Source organism: Lysinibacillus piscis (assembly GCF_026012395.1).
Taxonomy (GTDB): domain Bacteria; phylum Bacillota; class Bacilli; order Bacillales_A; family Planococcaceae; genus Lysinibacillus; species Lysinibacillus piscis.
In genome coordinates this window covers 23,211-39,674 of record NZ_BRZA01000008.1, presented here as the reverse complement: position 1 = coordinate 39,674, position 16,464 = coordinate 23,211, and the positions used below count along the sequence as shown (strand labels likewise).

The following is a 16,464-nucleotide window of genomic DNA, read 5'->3' as shown; positions in this document are numbered from 1 at the left end:
CTCGCTTACTTTTTATGCGTCCTCACGTGCATTGAATTGATCCATTTTGTCCTCTAAATCATCCATCATTTGAATTAAACGGTCAATGTCCTCTAATTCTGTTGTTTCGGGATCAATGGCATCGAGCACCTCTAAAAACATTTCTAAGCGTTCACGTAAATAAACGACTTGCTGTTGCTTGTCTGTAATTGGATTGGACATATATACACCTCATTTCATCATCTTAATCGTAGCGGATTAGGCACTAAATTTCAATCGTACAATGAAAAGCTAGGACTAAGCGATTATTTTGTAAAATAAATAATCTGAATATTTACAATAATGAAGCTACGTGTTAATCTTATGTTAAGAATAAGTAAAGGAGCTGGTTAGCAAAAGACATAGAAACAATAATAGGTAGGGGAGGGATTGGATCAAATATTCGCTGATACACAGGCCAATATTTATTGTATATGGAACAAGACATAATTGATATGACGTAAAGCCTTAGCGTAAAATCACATGTGGTGAGCGCTGAGGCTTTTTGCTATGCTGTAAGATGGAAGAATAGTAGATTGGAGTATATTATGGATTACAGCAAAAAGCGCTTTATTATTTTGGTCATTATCGTGTCAATATCAGGCTTTTCACAGGGGATGCTATTACCATTGATTTCAATTATTTTTGAACGAGATGGTGTGTCCTCTGCATTAAATGGTTTAAATGCAACAGGCTTATACATAGGGACACTACTTGTATCCCCATTTATTGAACAGCCACTACGCAAATGGGGATATAAGCCGATCATTTTAGTAGGGGGAGGGCTTGTTTTCTTAGCATTAATGGCCTTTCCATTATGGAAAAGTGTGATGTTTTGGTATGTGCTACGTTTATTAATCGGAGTAGGCGACCATGCGTTACACTTTGCCACACAAACATGGCTAACAAGTACAACAGCACATAAAAGTTTAGGGAAAACAATGGCGATTTATGGCTTATCCTTTAGCATAGGATTTGCTGTTGGTCCATTAATGGTCAAGCTCATTAATATTACAGAAGCCTTACCATTTATCGTTTCGTCAGTGCTATGCTTACTAGCATGGGCATTTGTCTTTTTCTTAAAAAATGACAAGCCAGAACGTTTAACAGGTGATTTACAGGCAAAGGGCTGGCAGCGTTATAAAACAGCAATAGCAGTGGGCTGGGTAGCACTTTTAGGACCATTCGTCTATGGATTTTTAGAATCAGCATTAAATGCGCTATTTCCTGTTTATGCGCTGAGAAAAGGTTTTTCGATTAGCATGATTCCAATTATTTTATCTGCTTTTACATTTGGTGGTATTTTCACACAGGTACCTTTAGGGGCATTGGGAGATACTATTGGGAGACGGACAGTGCTAATGTTAGGTTCACTTGGTGGATCGCTTATTTTTGCTATTGCTAGCTTTTTAGAGCATTCCCAACTAGCGGTAGCGGTGGCATTCTTTTTGGCAGGTACATTGGTAGGTTCTATGTTCTCTTTAGGCATTACTTATATGGCTGATTTAACACCGAAGGAATTGTTGCCAACAGGAAATTTATTATGTGGTATTGGCATGAGCATTGGTAGTTTAACAGGCCCATTTTTAGGTGGTATGTATTTGGAGTATGTGAAAAATTATAGCTTCTTATTATTAGTAGCAGCATTATTACTAATGGTGACACTGGTTTTATTGTTGTTTGGCAATCAGCAAAAAGGAAATTCAGGAATACTTACAAAATAAAAAAGAGCGGGGCTCATCTCCCGCTCATAAAACAAAAAACGCCCAGCAAATCCGTGCTGTTATGGCGTTTTTTGCGTGACAAGGATGTTCCGTCCCTGTCACATAGGTTTGGCACCTAGACGCTATTATAGCACGTTGTTTATAAAATGGGTATAATTTTCAATGAAAGAGGTGTAGGAAATGAATAGAAACTGGACCGACTTATTTACTATCACAAGGCTCAACCTGTAATAATCTGTAATGAACCTTGGGGGATTATTGCAGGTTGAGCACGTTACCCAAGGAGTGATAGTACATGAAACCATATCATCAAAATCGAAGTCGTGCCTATTATCGACATCATCGCAGAAGAATGATTCAACGGAAATTAAAAATTGCGAAATGCTATGATTGGCATTTTCGCTATACTGGACAATTCGCAAAGGGTAAGGTTCATTGCTCCTGTTGGATGTGTGCAGTAAAAACAAAGAAGGATGGTTTTCCTCATTCACAAGTAAAGCAACTAAACTATTTGCAAAGTCAATTAGAAGAATATTTAGATAATTAAGAAATGCACAGCTCTTTAAATGACTAGAGAGCTGTTTTTTGTTGAACTTATATATAATAAGATGTTCATATTTCGCCGCCTTTTTAAAATTGTAAGAAAATTTAGATTAAATTAGTGAATTTTCTTGCTGGATTTTGATATAATAATAAGGAATACATTTGAAAAGGAGTGTTGCCCATGGTGACCGGTCAGTTAGAGCAGGCTTTCAAATTAGCTGAAAAGCACATGCTCGAAGTTCAAACAATTTTAGATTTAAAGAGAATCATTGCCAAAGAGGTTAATTCATCACAAAGATTGGAGGACAAGATTCTTCAATCGATGATTCAGCTTCTTGAGAACAATAAGACATTCTTACAGGAGGCACAGTAATTGGAAAAAATTGAACCATACGAAGATCAAGACACATTTGACTAAAGGCGCTGCTCAACCATCATTATTTGGAGCAGCGCCTTGTTGTTTTCATATATACATAAAGTGAACCTTCAATCAGGTTTTTACAGTTGTTAATACAGGATAAAAAGAGCCGATATAACAAAAAAGGAGGGGTTATAATGGAAATTAATGCAATGATGGCTAGTCAATTAACAGAACTACAGCAAACACTACAAATGTCCATATTGGATAAAACGTTAAATGCTGGCGCAGGTGTGGTTGAACTACTAGAAACAATGCCTGCCCCTGCTGCTGAGCATCCATATAAAGGTCAATTATTTGATGCACAGGTGTAAGAAAGAAGCCTACGATTTTTTCAGTCGTGGGCTTTTTTTATGCAGTATGACATAATTGTATGGATATTTTTTTGAAAATAACGATTGTAATAGAAAATTCCATATATATAATAAAAATATTATTTTGTTTTTTTATTATGTTGAGATTAACGAAAATGGTAGTCTTCATAGAGAAATGGAAGAGAGGCTATGTTTAATGAATTTGAAAAGGAATATTGGAATAGGTGAAATTAGGTAATATAGTTATGCCGATATTTTAAATTCTTAATGGAGTGTTCACCATCTTTAAATATTAGAAAAGGTTATACAACGAAACATTCTAATTAGTTGTGTTAAACAGAGCGATAAAAAATTTTTTTCAAAGGGTGTTTCCTTTTCAAAATTAAATAATTAGAAGAAAAGGCGAATGGTATGCGCATTTGTCTTTTTTCTATGTTGTAAAAATTTTTTAAAAAAGTTGTATACATTTACACCATTAGATTGTTATATGGATAAGTTAACTAAAATGGACGTCCACAAATGAAAGTTGGTGAAGTATGAGTGATGAATGGGAGCGCCTTTTGCTTGCACAGGCAGAGGTCGTTTTCAAATATTTATTGAAAATAGGGGCAAGGAAAGAGGATGCAGAGGATATTGTACAGGAAACGATTGTCACTACAATGGAATGTTTAACAACTATCCAACCTGAGTATTTACGGGCATGGTTATTTAAGGTGGCATTGAATCGCTATTATACGCTTTATAATAAACAGCAGCGTATGACGTATTGGGGAGAGGAAGAGCTTGAAAGAGTAAGCTCTGCACTAGCAGACGGGGAGCAATCATATTTACAAAAGGAGCATAATGAACGGCTTTATGAAACCTTGCAGGGGCTACAGCCGATGTTTCAGCAGTTACTTTTAATGAAGTATGATATGGAATTTTCATATAAAGAAATAGCTACCGTTTTGGCGGTGAGTGAAGCACATGTCAAAACGTATTTACAGAGGGCACGTGCAACTTTTAAAAAACGTTGGGAGGAGACAGAGCATGGATCATCTTTTTGATACAGAAAAAATGACGAAAACAATTCGTAAAGCAAAACGGAGAGCGACTTGGAAAATTATATTGATTACGTTAATTGTGCTAATTATAGCCTTTGCTGTTGGGAAAAAAGGTAATGATAAGTTATCCGATTTTTTCGCTAGCTGGGAAAGGAATGTTTTTGATAATCGCCAAAAAATTTCAGGGACAACGAATTTTATTGGTGTCAGAAGTAATTTTAATGGTTTTTTAGGTGGAGAAACACAGTATAAAACATATAAATGGATTGAAGGAAAAATTGTACCAACAGGTGAAGGGCGTTATGGCTATGGGGTGGGAGCAGAACATGTAATGCCAAGAGGAAGCGGTTATGCAGCTGCATTTTTTCAGAGCTATGATGAGAAAAGTGCTGAGCATGTAAGTTATACAGAATTAGGCTATCGTGAAATGGTATTTTTCTATCCATTTGGGCAGTATCAAAAAATGCGCAATGATTTAGCATTATTGCCTGAGATTCGTGATGATAAAGTGATGGAAATGGCTTTATCTTTCAATCGAGGCTTTTCTGTTCAAGAGGCATTGGATAAATTGCCAAAGGATGTGAGAACTACTTGGTTGTGGGTGAAGGATGTAGATGAAGCTTTGACAGAAGATTATACGGGCAAAACTTTTTCTACAAATGCAGGAGGTAAGCAAACAAAGGGGAACCCCTACCTTTTATTACGACCTGCACAGACAGCGTATGGCTTTTCTTTATTTGATTATAACAATCAACCTATAGACAATGCGGCAGAGCAATTCGTAGGAGCAATTAATCAAGGCACACAGCTGCATTTTGATATGAAGAGAAAGTTAGCATGGCAATTTGTACAGGCAGTTAGTGGGAATATGGATGCTAACAAAGCTAGACAGGAGGAATACCGACGTTTAGCGCAAAAAATTGGTGGCACGGATGGATTAGCTGTTAATGACCTTGTGATTTATGGTGCGATTGTGACAGGAGATAAACAGCAGTTAGCAAGTTTGAAGGGGCTTGATTTTATTAAGGCGTCATCATTGGGTGTGATTGTAGATAAATATTAGAGCAGTGTACCCTATTGCGTATATAGGGTACGTTTTTTTATTTTTGACCATCCATAATAAACATGGAAGCATCCTGTGCCATAAATATTTTTTCACCATGATAAAAGGTTTTCGATTGGATGTTTTGATAACCAATTTTCGCTAATAATGAGGATAATTCAGCTTGCTCAAAGCCGTTATGCACCATATCTGTTGCGACATTTTCATTTTTATCGAAATCGACAATTAACAAATGTCCACCTTCATTCAGCACATCGTATAATCGTGTTAAGACAAATTCGATATTCTCGATATGAAGTAATACCTGAGCCATAAAGATGTAGTCAGCGCGTACATTGGCTAAGCTTTCATTTTCGATATTGAGGCATAGTGTATGTGCATGTTGAATATTAAATTCAGTGATTTTGTGCTGAATTTGATCGACCATATTTTGTGCTGCATCTAGAAAAAGCACCGATTTAAAATCATTTAACATGTGCATACCAATCAGCCCTGTACCACAGCCGAAATCAATGGCATCTTTCGTGGAGGCATCTATTAATTGTGCACGAATAGCATTTGCTGCTATTTTAGCGATTTCCGCTCTTTCATTTGTATCATAGCTGCTCGCAATTCTTTCAAAAATATCAATATTACCCATTAGTTTAGCTCCCATCCTGTCATTGTCTATAAAAAGTAACATGAATGGCTAAGAAGGTGTTAATAATAAACAACAAAACCGCATGAAAGATGTCTTCATGCGGTTCAAGAGTAGCTATTTCTTTTTTAACTCTAACTTACAAACGCACTCTACCTGTGCCGTCTGAGCAAACATATCCACAGGCTGAATATATTTAACATCATACAGCGTCGATAATTGCTGTAAGTCCTTTGCTAATGTAGATGGATTGCAGGATGTGTAAACAAAGCGTTTTGGCTTTAATTTCAGCACAGTGCGGATAAATTCAGGCGCTAGCCCTGTGCGTGGTGGGTCTACCGTGATGACATCTGGTGTAAAACTTTCTTTTCGCCACTTCGCTAATACACTTTCAGCCGTACCAACTGCATATTTTGTATGCTTGAAGCCATGGTTGCGTGCATTTTTACGTGCGTCTTGAATACTTTCAGGAATGACGTCCATGCCACGTACTTCCTTTGCTTGACCTGCTAGCCATAAGCCGATTGTACCAACACCGCAATAAGCATCAACAACTGTTTCTTTGCCTGTTAATGCTGCTGCTTTTTTAATTTCGTCATATAAATGAACTGTTTGCATTGGATTCAATTGGAAGAAGGCACGTGCCGATAAATCAAAGGCTAATTCACCGAGCTCCTCATGAATCGTTTCTTTACCATCTAATACAATCGTTTCATCACCGAAAATAAGAGATGTTTTGTCACGATTAATATTTTGAGCAATGGATACGATACTTGGGTCAATTTTTTTTATGCGTGTAATTAATTCAGTTAAATGTGGGATATCCTTACGTGTCGTCACAAGTACCACCTGTGTTTCACCAGTACGGATACCTGTACGTACAACAATCGTGCGTATTAAACCATCTAATGTACGACCATCATAAATCGTGATATTTAATTTTTGTAGAATTTTACGTGTTGCCACGGTAATTTTTGATGTGATTGGATGCTGAACAAGACAGTCATTAATATTGAGCAACTTGTTACTGCCTTCTGCAAATAGACCAGCATAGACACGTTTACCTTCTTTTCGTACTTGGAATTGACTTTTATTACGGTAATGCCATGGATTGTCCATACCGATTGTTGGACGTACTTCCACTGTTGAAGCTAATGGCTTGGCATAGCGCTCTAATGCTTGAATGACGATATCACGTTTTTCGATTAGTTGCTTTTCATAAGTCATATGCTGAAGCTGGCAGCCGCCACATTCATCATAGACAGGACAAGGTGCTTCCTGACGATACTTTGAAGATTTGCGTATAGCGACAATATGAGCTTCCGCAAAGTTACGTTCTATTTTTGTTACCTGTGCTGTTACTTCCTCACCAGGAATAGCGCCTTTAACGAAGACGACATTGCGCTTATAAAAGCCAACCCCTTCACCATTAATACCTAATCTTTTAATTGTTAGTGGAAATTTTTGTCCAACTTCCATTGTTGTTTGATTTGTCAAACCTGCCACGTCCTTCTTAAGTTCCTTTTTTCATTATAACGAAGGAATAGGAACTTGCAAAGCGACAGGGAAATCTTCATATTCTAATACTAATTCGTCAAGTGATAAAAAAGTATAGCCTTGCTTTTTCGCCTCGGCGATAAATAATGGCAGTGCCTCCGCATTATCCTGTGCGACAGTATGCATTAAAATCACAGCGCCAGGGTGAAGCTGTGCCATTAGGGCATTATAAGCATAATCTGCACCACGGCGTTCATCTTTTAACCAATCTTTAAAGGCAATCGACCAAAAAATATGGCGGTAGCCCTCTGCATTACCGACTTCTAATACCTTCGCATTAAATATCCCCTCTGGTGGACGTGCGTATGTTGTACCATCAATACCTGTTAATGCACGAAGCTTATCATCAAATTTTTTCCATTCAGCGCGCATCCCGTCCGGTGTCAACTTAGCCATATTTGGATGACCATAGGAATGATTACCGATTGTATGACCATCTGCAACCATCCGCTTCACTAAATCACCAGCACTTTCAAGATAATGCCCTGTTAAAAAGAAGGTCGCAGGGGCATTTTCCTTTTTTAATGTATCTAAAATGCTTGCTGTAAAGCCATTTTCGTAGCCATTATCGAATGTTAAATAAACGACTTTTTTATCGGGCTTTCCTTTATAGATGGCTCCATATTCATCAAGAAGCTGGTCGAGCTGTGCGCCAGCCTCAGCTTGTTCGCCATTTTTAGCCCGTTTAAAGCCCCAATGATATTCATCAGCACTAGCGGCTTTATAGGGATTGAGGCTCATTCCAGCGGCAATAATAAAGGTAGCAATCGCAATGCCTACAATATGTTGTTTCCACATAAAAAACGCATCCTTTCTTTTTTTGTTAGGATGCGTTGATACCTATAAAATTATCCTGCTCTATTGCAATAAAGTGAAACTTCAATTATTGGGAATTCCCCAATACTTGTTAGTTTCAGCAATCAGGTTTTTACAGGCTGTTAATATGGGATAAATCCTCGAGTGCTTGTTGTAAATGTGGGAAATGAAAAGTAAAATGCTGCTTTTCGAGCATAGTGGGTAACACTTGCTGTCCTTCTAAAACAAGCACACTTTGCTCACCTAATGCTAAGCGCATAGCGAAACTTGGTACGGGTAGCCAATGCTTTTTCTGCATAACGCTGGCGATGGTTTGCCCAAACTCTTTCATGCGCACTGGATTTGGAGCAGTTATGTTGAATGCACCACGGATAGTATCATTCATAATAGCAAAATAAATCGCACGAGCTACATCCTCAATATGTACCCATGATAGCCATTGTTGACCTGAACCGACTGTACCGCCGATACCCATTTTATATGGTAGTAGCATTGGTGGAAGCGCGCCACTATCACGACCTAAAATAACACCAAATCGTGCAAGAGCAACACGAACGCCCAATTGTTCAGCACGCTTTGCATGTTTTTCCCAATCATGAACAGTCGTACCTAAAAAATCGGTGGCAATATCTGTTGAATTTTCGGTATAAATAGCTGTAGTGGAGGCTGGATAAATGCCAACTGCACTCGCATTGATGAGTACTTTCGGTTTGTTGGTGAGCTGTTCTATAATTTCAACAATAGCAAGTGTTGTGTCCATACGACTTGTATAAATAGCTTTCTTTTGCTTCGTTGTCCAACGACCTGCATTCAGTGAAACACCTGCTAAATTGACAAACGCATCAACACCTTCTAAAGCTTGCTGTGGTGTTGAAGTAGGTGAGAGCCATTGAACATATTGAATGGATTGCCTCTGCTTTGATGATTGTCGTGTTAAAATAATGATTTCGTGTCCTTCTTGTTGCAATAATTTTGTTAAAGCTTGACCAACAAAGCCTGTACCACCAGCAATGGCTATTTTCATCGAAACCACCTCTTTTTAGCTATTGTATCATAGGTAAAGTAGTACATAAAAAATGATATAATGAACTAGAGTGAGGTGGGTCTAATGCGTGTTATTACAAAAATTGCACGACAAAAAAATAATCCAGAGCGCTACAATATTTACTTGAATGAGGAGTATGCTTTTCCTGTAGACGAAGCTATTTTACTGCAATTTGGCTTGACGAAGGGCAAGGTGCTAGACGAATTCGAGATTCAAGAAATGGCCTATGAGGATGAGATTCGTAAGGCATTTAATAAAGCATTGAATTTTTTATCCTATCAAATGCGTAGTGAGCATGAGGTGAAAAAAAAGCTGCTGACTTTAGAGTTTGGAGAAGCAGTGATTTTAGAGGCTATTCAAAAATTGAAATCTTACGGTTTTTTAAATGATGAAACCTATTCGAAAGCATTACTTGATACAAAGAAGGCGACAATGAAAAAAGGTCCAAAAGCGATTCGACAGGATTTGATGAAAAAGGGTATTGATAAAACATTGCAGGATGAGGTCTTGGCAACCTATAGCTTTGAAGAACAAGTCAAACTGGCTAGTCAATTAGCTGATAAAGTTGTCCGTTCAGAGAAGAAGAAAACCCCAACACAAATCAAAGCGAAAATCCAAGACTTTTTATTGCGCAAAGGATATAATTTTAGCGTTGTAGAGGAAGTGCTTAGCCAAATTGTGCTGGAGCAGGATGAAGATAATTGGCAACAGCTACTTGAAGGACAAGGCGAAAAGGTTTGGAAGAAATATGTTGCCAAATACGATGGCTATGAGCTGAAAATGAAGGTGAAACAGGCACTTTATCAAAAAGGCTTTCCAATAGAAATCATAGATAGCTTTATCGAGCAGAAGGAGCAGGAACAATGAATGAGAAAAATTATGCAGCGATGACAGAACATGAGCTACGTCAAGAAGTAGCGATGCTGAAAGAAAAGGCACGAAAGGCAGAGCAACTAGGCATTATTAATGAGTTTGCTGTTTATGAGCGAAAAGCATTGATGGCGGCAGCCTATTTAGTCGATTTAGAAACGATTATTCCAGGGGAAATGTATCGTATTGACGGCTCAGCTAATGAATTTTTCCAAGTGGATTATTTAAAAGGACGTTTTGCTTGGGGGCATCGTTTAGGGGGCAATCAATATCAAGAGGCACTACCTGTATCTATGCTATCGCCATTGAAGGTGGGGAAATAAATGACAGATAATATTGAGCGTTTAACAAATGAACTATTAGCTAAAAATCCGCAAATGTCTGTAGGACGTGCTCGTGTATGGGTGGAATTGCTCTGGAGCGATTTTGAAGCAAGTTCTGCCAAAGCTGGTTATGCGTTTCGAGGAGCCGATTATACAGAAAATTTAGTACGTCAGCTTATTGCTAGTTATGGTGATAAGTTACATGAATTTGCAGGTAGAAATCCGAAATATGCACGTTTATTGGATAATAGCGATGATTTACTGCAATAACAAAACCCTGACACATAAATAGTCAGGGTTTTGCCTTTAATTACTTGCGCCAATTTGAAGCTTTCTTTGCAGTTTATCCTCTGTAAAAATCCAGCCTGTATAAGAGGTAATAATATCATTATCCTCATTTAGATGAGCAACAGCTACAAAGGGATAACGATTGTCGCTACGGTAGCGTAAATCAATGAGCCGTACTTCTGTTAAGCCATTTTCAAGCTCCGAAATCTCCCAACGATATAGTGGAGAAAAGGACACGAATGCAGCTAAATTTGGATCTTGTAATGCTTTATCCACAAGCGATGTTTTTGGCATGGACTTAATTTCAAATTTATCATAAATATTGACAGTACGACCATATGCACGACCAACATAATAATGTGTTTTTGATTTTGCCGCAATTCGCCATTGGAAGAAGCGCATTGTTGGTGCTACAATAACATATTCATCGTCTTGGATTGTATGGCGAACCGCTTTTTTCACAGCACTTTGTACCGCAAAGCGCAATATATAGTAAAAAATAATGATGATATATAGGATGCTAAATGTCCAAACAGGGTTTGTGCCAAATGCCCACAAGACAATCGCTACGCAATGCAGTGAAAAAATAATAGGATCAAACGTATTAATGACACCAAGAGCCACCCATTTTTTTGATATTGGTCGTATAGCCTGTGTGCCATACGCATTGAAAATATCAACAAACACATGTAGAGCGACAGCTAAAAATGTCCATAGCCATAAATGAAGAACATTGGCATCTTGGAAAATCAAAGATAAAACAAATGTAATTAGCACAGGCCAAAGAGCGACGGCTGGTAATGAATGGGTGATACCCCGATGATGACGGATATACACAGCATTATTACGTAATTTTAAAACAGTATCTACATCAGGAGCTTGTGAGCCGATAATCGTACCAGCCATAACTGCTGTAAAGGTTATTGAGTGATGTGCGACGATAGGATCAGCTAGCGCAAGACCACCGAGAGCTATTCCCATGACGAAATGTGTACCTGAATCCAAAGTTATCCACTCCTTAGGCATAAAATCATATAGTGTAAGATCCAAATGCCTTTTCTTTATTGTATACCCTTTTGACTATAAAGGGAATTAAGAGCCGTGAATCAATTGTGTCGAAGTATAATGAAATTTTCCATCTATCTATAGAAGATGGATGATACAAATTAGGAGGTAGTATGAATTATCCATATGTAATAGAATTTCGCCAAGCACTCGTAGCATGGTTTGAGTCCGAGAAGCGTGATTTACCTTGGCGACATACAACAGACCCTTATAAAATTTGGGTATCAGAAGTAATGCTACAGCAAACACGTGTTGATACAGTGATTCCATATTACAATCGTTTTATGGAGAGCTTTCCGACATTAGAGGTGCTAGCAGATGCACCTCAAGAGTATTTATTAAAGCATTGGGAAGGTCTTGGCTATTATTCACGTGCACGTAATTTACAGGCTGGTGTGCGTGAAGTTATCGAAACTTACGGAGGAGTTGTCCCGAATAATCGCCACGACATTTCAAAATTAAAAGGTGTAGGTCCATATACAGCTGGTGCTATTTTAAGTATTGCTTATAATCAGCCAGAGCATGCGGTAGATGGTAATGTCATGCGCGTATTAAGTCGTGTACTTCATATTCACGAAGATATCGCATTGCCGAAAACGAAAAAGATTTTTGAAGAAGCAGTTGAACAATTAATTGATCCACAACATGCGTCGTCTTTCAATCAAGGTTTAATGGAACTTGGTGCACTTATTTGTACACCGACTTCACCTAAATGTTTATTATGCCCAGTTCGAGATTATTGTATAGCGTTTCATGAGGGTGAACCAGAGAAATTGCCAGTCAAATCAAAAAAAGTGAAAATGAAGCATATTACATATGATGTGCTTGTATGTGAAGATGCGGACGGTCGTCTATTAGTAGAGCAGCGTCCTGAAACAGGATTACTAGCGAATTTATGGCAATTTCCAATGATTGAGCAGGGTACAGAAACAATCGAGCAATGGCTACAGGCTTATGTGACAGATGTACAAACACAGCAAGAGTTGTTAACGTTTAAACATGTTTTTTCACATTTAACATGGCAAATTACAGCTCATTATATGCGTTGTCAAACGCCGATGGAGGGCGAATGGTTAACACGTGAGCAAATTGCTAATTTACCAATGCCCGTTCCCATGTTAAAAATTTTTCAAGCAATTCAAAAATAATAAGCATAAAAATAAATCCCTCTGTGCACAATAATGAGCGTGGAGGTGAGTGAATCATGAAAAAGCAAAACAATCAACAAGCGAATCTTCAACCAAATAAGAACATGCAACGTCAAAGTGAAGAATTTGGTTATGAGACAGATGCAAATGAAGTGAAAAAGCAAAATGCAAAAGCTGAGCAAAAGAAAGCTCAAGCTTCAGGCAACTTCTCAAAAACAAACCAAGACCTTGGCGAATAATCAAATGAATGGCTGTCTAACATCGTAAAGATTGCAGACAGCTTTTTCTATATTCATTACAACAAGGCACAATGGATTTTAGCATTTCAATCAGTGGAAGAGTTTTTATTGATGGTGAAGTAGTACATACTTACACTTTATCGTTTTGTGTAAAATGTTGAAATGGATATCTTATGGCTGACATAGTGAAATTTGTGGTTTTCTAACTACACCTTTTGCGCACACATTGCTATAATGTACTAGAGACTGCTAGTTGTAGATAGCATAGATGAAAAGGTGGGCTTTAATATGGCAATACCCATAGAAGGAGAAACGATCCAAATACATAGTTATAAGCATAATGGCCGTATTCACCGTGTTTGGCAAGAAACAATGATTTTAAAAGGGACCAAAAATGTAGTGATTGGCGCAAATGAACGAACACTTGTCATAGAATCAGATGGTCGTACATGGTTGACAAGAGAGCCGTCTATTTGTTATTTTCACGCAGAACATTGGTTTAATATCATTTGTATGCTTCGTGAAGATGGCGTGTACTATTATTGTAATCTAAGCTCACCATTTGTTTTCGATAATAACGCCATTAAATACATTGACTATGACTTAGACATTAAAGTATTTCCAGATATGTCCTATACATTATTAGATGAAGATGAATATGAGCAGCATCGTAAGGAAATGTCTTATCCAGATGTCATTGATAAAATTTTAAAGCGTAATGTCGATAAACTAATTAGTTGGATTCAACAAAAAAGAGGGCCGTTTGCACCTGATTTTATTGATGTTTGGACAAATCGTTATAAACTCCAGCTTGATATACAAGCAGATGATTTTTAATAAACACCTGTTAGTTTAACTAATGGGTGTTTTCACTTTGAGAAAAAGGATGTGAAATGATTATGAGTAGTATTAGACGATATATGCGCTTTATTAAACCCTATACATGGGAGATTGCTTTGACCATTATCATTGGGATTGTGAAGTTTGCTATTCCATTATTTATACCGCTACTTTTAAAAATTGTATTAGATAATATTATTGCTGCACCTGATTTAACGGATGCAGAAAAAACAAAGGAACTATTTTACTGGCTTGGTGGTACAATTATCGTTTTCTTCGTAATCAGACCACCTATTGAGTATTATCGTCAATACTTTGCACAGCATGTGAGTAACAAGGTATTATTTGATATTCGTCAGGAAATATATGCTCATTTACAGCGTCTAAGTTTACGGTATTATGCGAATACAAGAGCTGGCGATGTGATTTCCAGAATGATTAATGATGTTGAGCAAACGAAAAACTTTGTGATGACAGGGCTTATGAATATTTGGCTTGATTTTGCCACGATTGTCATTGCCATTATTATTATGTTTGTGATGGATGTGAAACTAACATTTGTCGCATTAATTGCATTTCCGCTTTATGCATTGAGTGTAAAATACTTTTTTGGTAAGCTACGTGCACTAACACGCCAACGCTCACAGGCATTAGCAGGTGTGCAAAGCTATTTACATGAACGTGTAGCAGGGATGAGCATTATTAAAAGCTTCACGTTAGAAAAGCATGAGCAGCAGTTATTTGACCAAGCAAATGGGGAGTTTTTAGAGAAGGCACTAGATCATACAAAATGGAATGCTAAATCATTCGCTGTCGTTAATACGATTACAGATGTAGCACCATTACTGGTCATTCTATATGCAGGCTATCAAGTAATCAATGGCGAGTTATCGGTAGGAACAATGGTGGCGTTTATTGGCTATATTGAGCGACTTTATGGACCATTGCGTCGTTTAGTAAGCTCTTCAACAACATTAACACAATCCATTGCATCTATGGACCGAATGTTTGAGCTAATGGATGAGCCGTACGAGGTGCAAAATAAAGAGAATGCTATCAAATTGCCTCAAGCAAATGGTGAAGTTCGCTTTGAGCAAGTGGCATTTCACTATGAGAAGGATGGCACGCAAATACTCCAAAATATGGACTTTACTATCCAACCAGGTGAAACAGTGGCATTTGTCGGGATGAGTGGTGGTGGTAAATCAACCATCATTAGCTTAATTCCACGTTTTTATGATACAACAGGTGGTACGGTATGGATTGATGGGCATGATGTACGTGATGTAACATTACATTCATTGCGTGCACAAATTGGTATCGTGTTACAGGATAATATTTTATTTAGTGATTCAGTAAAGGAAAATATTTTAATGGGTAAGCCAGATGCTACTGACGAGGAAGTTATGATGGCTGCCAAAGCGGCGAATGCACATGATTTTATTATGAGCTTACCAAATGGCTATGATACAAAAGTCGGTGAACGAGGCGTGAAGCTATCGGGTGGACAAAAGCAGCGTGTAGCCATTGCCCGTGTGTTTTTAAAAAATCCTCCTATTTTAATATTAGATGAAGCGACATCTGCACTGGATTTGGAGAGTGAGGCATTGATTCAAGAATCATTGGATGCCTTAGCACATGAACGCACAACCATTATTATTGCACATCGTCTGTCTACGATTACACATGCTGACAAAATTTTTGTGATTGAGCATGGACAACTAATTGAAAGTGGTACACATGCACAGTTAATGACGAAGCAAGGCACATACTACAACTTATTCCAAGTTCAACATTTAGAATAATATTAGTTACAAATAGCTGTCTACTTAAATTTAAAGTAGATGGCTATTTTTAAATTATAATTACTTGAAAATAAAGAATTGAGGAGAAAATTAAATTTTAAAGAGAACTATAAGGTGATAGAGCAATTAAGCTTGAAGAAAAAGTTACAAAAATAAAATGTTTACAAACAGCTTTTTTCACTGATGATGAACAAATATATTCTGTTATGGGGCTTATTTCATCAACAACTAAGAAAATTCCTGCGACATTTACAGATGAACAAATGCAATCAAGGTGTATTAATTATTTTCTAGGATCTGATGACTTCTTTAGATGAATTGTGTACAACTGAGGTTTTAAATACATTTAGTAATCGTATAATTTTTATTAATTGAGCTAATTTTAATCCCTTCAGTATGATAGTTTCTGAAACATTAAAACGGGTACTACCTCAAATTCATTACAATGATAGATACGATAGATTGAATGAACCTTGACTGGATAAGGAAATATATGTAATCGAATAGTTAAACTAATATCTAATGGGATGGTGTAGTTATTTTGCATTAGCAACTACACATACGATTTTTAAAATACTAGATAGTTGAATGCACGGTAGATTACACATATGTCTAGGGAAGAACAGAAAGAACCTACGAATGAGAGGCAAAAATTTTACTAACTTCAAAATTACTTATGGAATGGCGTATAAATAGGAAATACTTGAA

19 protein-coding genes are annotated in these 16,464 nt (G+C 37.4%); 13 read left to right on the top strand and 6 right to left on the bottom strand.

Annotation, left to right across the window (positions count from 1 at the left end; genetic code table 11):
* Positions 1-12: 12 nt before the first annotated feature.
* Positions 13-201 carry an SE1561 family protein gene (locus tag OPF91_RS17530; RefSeq protein WP_264990228.1) on the bottom strand — a complete coding sequence of 63 codons (189 nt, stop codon included), beginning with the start codon at positions 199-201 and terminating at the stop codon, positions 13-15.
* 365 nt (positions 202-566) lie between these two features.
* Here OPF91_RS17530 and OPF91_RS17525 point away from each other — a divergent pair, with 365 nt between their 5' ends.
* The 6 genes from OPF91_RS17525 (at position 567) to OPF91_RS17500 (ending at position 5,123) form a co-directional block, all read left to right on the top strand.
* Entirely contained in the window at positions 567-1,742 is a 1,176-nt protein-coding gene (locus OPF91_RS17525; RefSeq protein WP_264990227.1) for an MFS transporter, read from the top strand.
* A gap of 295 nt (positions 1,743-2,037) precedes the next feature.
* Entirely contained in the window at positions 2,038-2,289 is a 252-nt protein-coding gene (locus OPF91_RS17520) for a hypothetical protein (protein WP_264990226.1), read from the top strand.
* 177 nt (positions 2,290-2,466) lie between these two features.
* Complete coding sequence (locus OPF91_RS17515) at positions 2,467-2,658, top strand: ABC transporter permease (RefSeq protein ID WP_264990225.1); 192 nt, start codon at positions 2,467-2,469, stop codon at positions 2,656-2,658.
* A gap of 182 nt (positions 2,659-2,840) precedes the next feature.
* Entirely contained in the window at positions 2,841-3,017 is a 177-nt protein-coding gene (locus OPF91_RS17510) for a putative motility protein (RefSeq protein WP_264990224.1), read from the top strand.
* A 536-nt stretch (positions 3,018-3,553) separates the two neighbouring features.
* A complete protein-coding gene (locus tag OPF91_RS17505) occupies positions 3,554-4,063 on the top strand; it encodes an RNA polymerase sigma factor (protein ID WP_264990223.1) in 510 nt (169 codons plus the stop codon).
* Positions 4,047-5,123, top strand: a complete 1,077-nt coding sequence (locus OPF91_RS17500) for an anti sigma factor C-terminal domain-containing protein (protein WP_264990222.1) — start codon at positions 4,047-4,049, stop codon at positions 5,121-5,123. Before OPF91_RS17505 ends, OPF91_RS17500 begins: the two co-directional genes overlap by 17 nt.
* A gap of 37 nt (positions 5,124-5,160) precedes the next feature.
* Here OPF91_RS17500 and OPF91_RS17495 read toward each other — a convergent pair whose 3' ends face one another.
* The 4 genes from OPF91_RS17495 to OPF91_RS17480 form a co-directional block, all read right to left on the bottom strand.
* Positions 5,161-5,763: a class I SAM-dependent methyltransferase gene (locus tag OPF91_RS17495; protein ID WP_264990221.1), complete on the bottom strand. Its 603-nt coding sequence runs from the start codon at positions 5,761-5,763 to the stop codon at positions 5,161-5,163.
* A gap of 114 nt (positions 5,764-5,877) precedes the next feature.
* On the bottom strand, positions 5,878-7,257 hold the full coding sequence (gene rlmD, locus OPF91_RS17490) for a 23S rRNA (uracil(1939)-C(5))-methyltransferase RlmD (RefSeq protein WP_264990220.1): 1,380 nt from the start codon (positions 7,255-7,257) through the stop codon (positions 5,878-5,880).
* Positions 7,258-7,290: 33 nt separating this feature from the next.
* Positions 7,291-8,115, bottom strand: a complete 825-nt coding sequence (locus OPF91_RS17485) for a polysaccharide deacetylase family protein (protein ID WP_264990219.1) — start codon at positions 8,113-8,115, stop codon at positions 7,291-7,293.
* 130 nt (positions 8,116-8,245) lie between these two features.
* Complete coding sequence (locus OPF91_RS17480; RefSeq protein ID WP_264990218.1) at positions 8,246-9,157, bottom strand: TIGR01777 family oxidoreductase; 912 nt, start codon at positions 9,155-9,157, stop codon at positions 8,246-8,248.
* A gap of 84 nt (positions 9,158-9,241) precedes the next feature.
* Here OPF91_RS17480 and recX point away from each other — a divergent pair, with 84 nt between their 5' ends.
* From recX to OPF91_RS17465, 3 genes are read left to right on the top strand one after another with little or no spacing between them, the layout of a single operon-like run.
* Positions 9,242-10,045: a recombination regulator RecX gene (gene recX / locus OPF91_RS17475; protein ID WP_264990217.1), complete on the top strand. Its 804-nt coding sequence runs from the start codon at positions 9,242-9,244 to the stop codon at positions 10,043-10,045.
* On the top strand, positions 10,042-10,371 hold the full coding sequence (locus tag OPF91_RS17470; protein ID WP_264990216.1) for a YfhH family protein: 330 nt from the start codon (positions 10,042-10,044) through the stop codon (positions 10,369-10,371). Before recX ends, OPF91_RS17470 begins: the two co-directional genes overlap by 4 nt.
* The gene (locus tag OPF91_RS17465; RefSeq protein ID WP_264990215.1) at positions 10,372-10,641 is read left to right on the top strand and encodes a YfhJ family protein; all 270 of its coding nucleotides are present in this window, start codon (positions 10,372-10,374) and stop codon (positions 10,639-10,641) included.
* A gap of 36 nt (positions 10,642-10,677) precedes the next feature.
* Here the strand turns inward: OPF91_RS17465 and OPF91_RS17460 are convergent, their stop codons facing one another.
* On the bottom strand, positions 10,678-11,664 hold the full coding sequence (locus OPF91_RS17460) for a metal-dependent hydrolase (RefSeq protein ID WP_264990214.1): 987 nt from the start codon (positions 11,662-11,664) through the stop codon (positions 10,678-10,680).
* A 173-nt stretch (positions 11,665-11,837) separates the two neighbouring features.
* Between OPF91_RS17460 and mutY the strand changes: the two genes are divergently transcribed.
* From mutY to OPF91_RS17440, 4 genes are all read left to right on the top strand, one after another.
* A complete protein-coding gene (gene mutY, locus OPF91_RS17455; protein ID WP_264990213.1) occupies positions 11,838-12,872 on the top strand; it encodes an A/G-specific adenine glycosylase in 1,035 nt (344 codons plus the stop codon).
* A gap of 56 nt (positions 12,873-12,928) precedes the next feature.
* Positions 12,929-13,111 carry a gamma-type small acid-soluble spore protein gene (locus tag OPF91_RS17450; RefSeq protein WP_264990212.1) on the top strand — a complete coding sequence of 61 codons (183 nt, stop codon included), beginning with the start codon at positions 12,929-12,931 and terminating at the stop codon, positions 13,109-13,111.
* Positions 13,112-13,399: 288 nt separating this feature from the next.
* Positions 13,400-13,948 (top strand): nucleoside tri-diphosphate phosphatase, encoded by a 549-nt coding sequence (gene ntdP, locus OPF91_RS17445; protein WP_264990211.1) that lies wholly within the window; start codon positions 13,400-13,402, stop codon positions 13,946-13,948.
* A 62-nt stretch (positions 13,949-14,010) separates the two neighbouring features.
* Positions 14,011-15,756, top strand: coding sequence for an ABC transporter ATP-binding protein (locus tag OPF91_RS17440; RefSeq protein ID WP_264990210.1), 1,746 nt, complete (start codon positions 14,011-14,013; stop codon positions 15,754-15,756).
* The last annotated feature ends 708 nt before the right edge of the window (positions 15,757-16,464 follow it).

Bases quoted from the DNA above. Each gene is read 5' to 3' on its own strand.
- mutY (WP_264990213.1), top strand. From the start codon at position 11,838: ATGAATTATCCATATGTAATAGAATTTCGCCAAGCACTCGTAGCATGG.
- OPF91_RS17440 (WP_264990210.1), top strand. From the start codon at position 14,011: ATGAGTAGTATTAGACGATATATGCGCTTTATTAAACCCTATACATGG.
- OPF91_RS17520 (WP_264990226.1), top strand. From the start codon at position 2,038: ATGAAACCATATCATCAAAATCGAAGTCGTGCCTATTATCGACATCAT.
- OPF91_RS17530 (WP_264990228.1), bottom strand. From the start codon at position 201: ATGTCCAATCCAATTACAGACAAGCAACAGCAAGTCGTTTATTTACGT.
- OPF91_RS17505 (WP_264990223.1), top strand. From the start codon at position 3,554: ATGAGTGATGAATGGGAGCGCCTTTTGCTTGCACAGGCAGAGGTCGTT.
- OPF91_RS17510 (WP_264990224.1), top strand. From the start codon at position 2,841: ATGGAAATTAATGCAATGATGGCTAGTCAATTAACAGAACTACAGCAA.
- OPF91_RS17480 (WP_264990218.1), bottom strand. From the start codon at position 9,157: ATGAAAATAGCCATTGCTGGTGGTACAGGCTTTGTTGGTCAAGCTTTA.
- OPF91_RS17485 (WP_264990219.1), bottom strand. From the start codon at position 8,115: ATGTGGAAACAACATATTGTAGGCATTGCGATTGCTACCTTTATTATT.
- OPF91_RS17500 (WP_264990222.1), top strand. From the start codon at position 4,047: ATGGATCATCTTTTTGATACAGAAAAAATGACGAAAACAATTCGTAAA.
- OPF91_RS17515 (WP_264990225.1), top strand. From the start codon at position 2,467: ATGGTGACCGGTCAGTTAGAGCAGGCTTTCAAATTAGCTGAAAAGCAC.
- OPF91_RS17465 (WP_264990215.1), top strand. From the start codon at position 10,372: ATGACAGATAATATTGAGCGTTTAACAAATGAACTATTAGCTAAAAAT.
- OPF91_RS17495 (WP_264990221.1), bottom strand. From the start codon at position 5,763: ATGGGTAATATTGATATTTTTGAAAGAATTGCGAGCAGCTATGATACA.
- OPF91_RS17450 (WP_264990212.1), top strand. From the start codon at position 12,929: ATGAAAAAGCAAAACAATCAACAAGCGAATCTTCAACCAAATAAGAAC.
- recX (WP_264990217.1), top strand. From the start codon at position 9,242: ATGCGTGTTATTACAAAAATTGCACGACAAAAAAATAATCCAGAGCGC.
- OPF91_RS17525 (WP_264990227.1), top strand. From the start codon at position 567: ATGGATTACAGCAAAAAGCGCTTTATTATTTTGGTCATTATCGTGTCA.
- OPF91_RS17470 (WP_264990216.1), top strand. From the start codon at position 10,042: ATGAATGAGAAAAATTATGCAGCGATGACAGAACATGAGCTACGTCAA.
- ntdP (WP_264990211.1), top strand. From the start codon at position 13,400: ATGGCAATACCCATAGAAGGAGAAACGATCCAAATACATAGTTATAAG.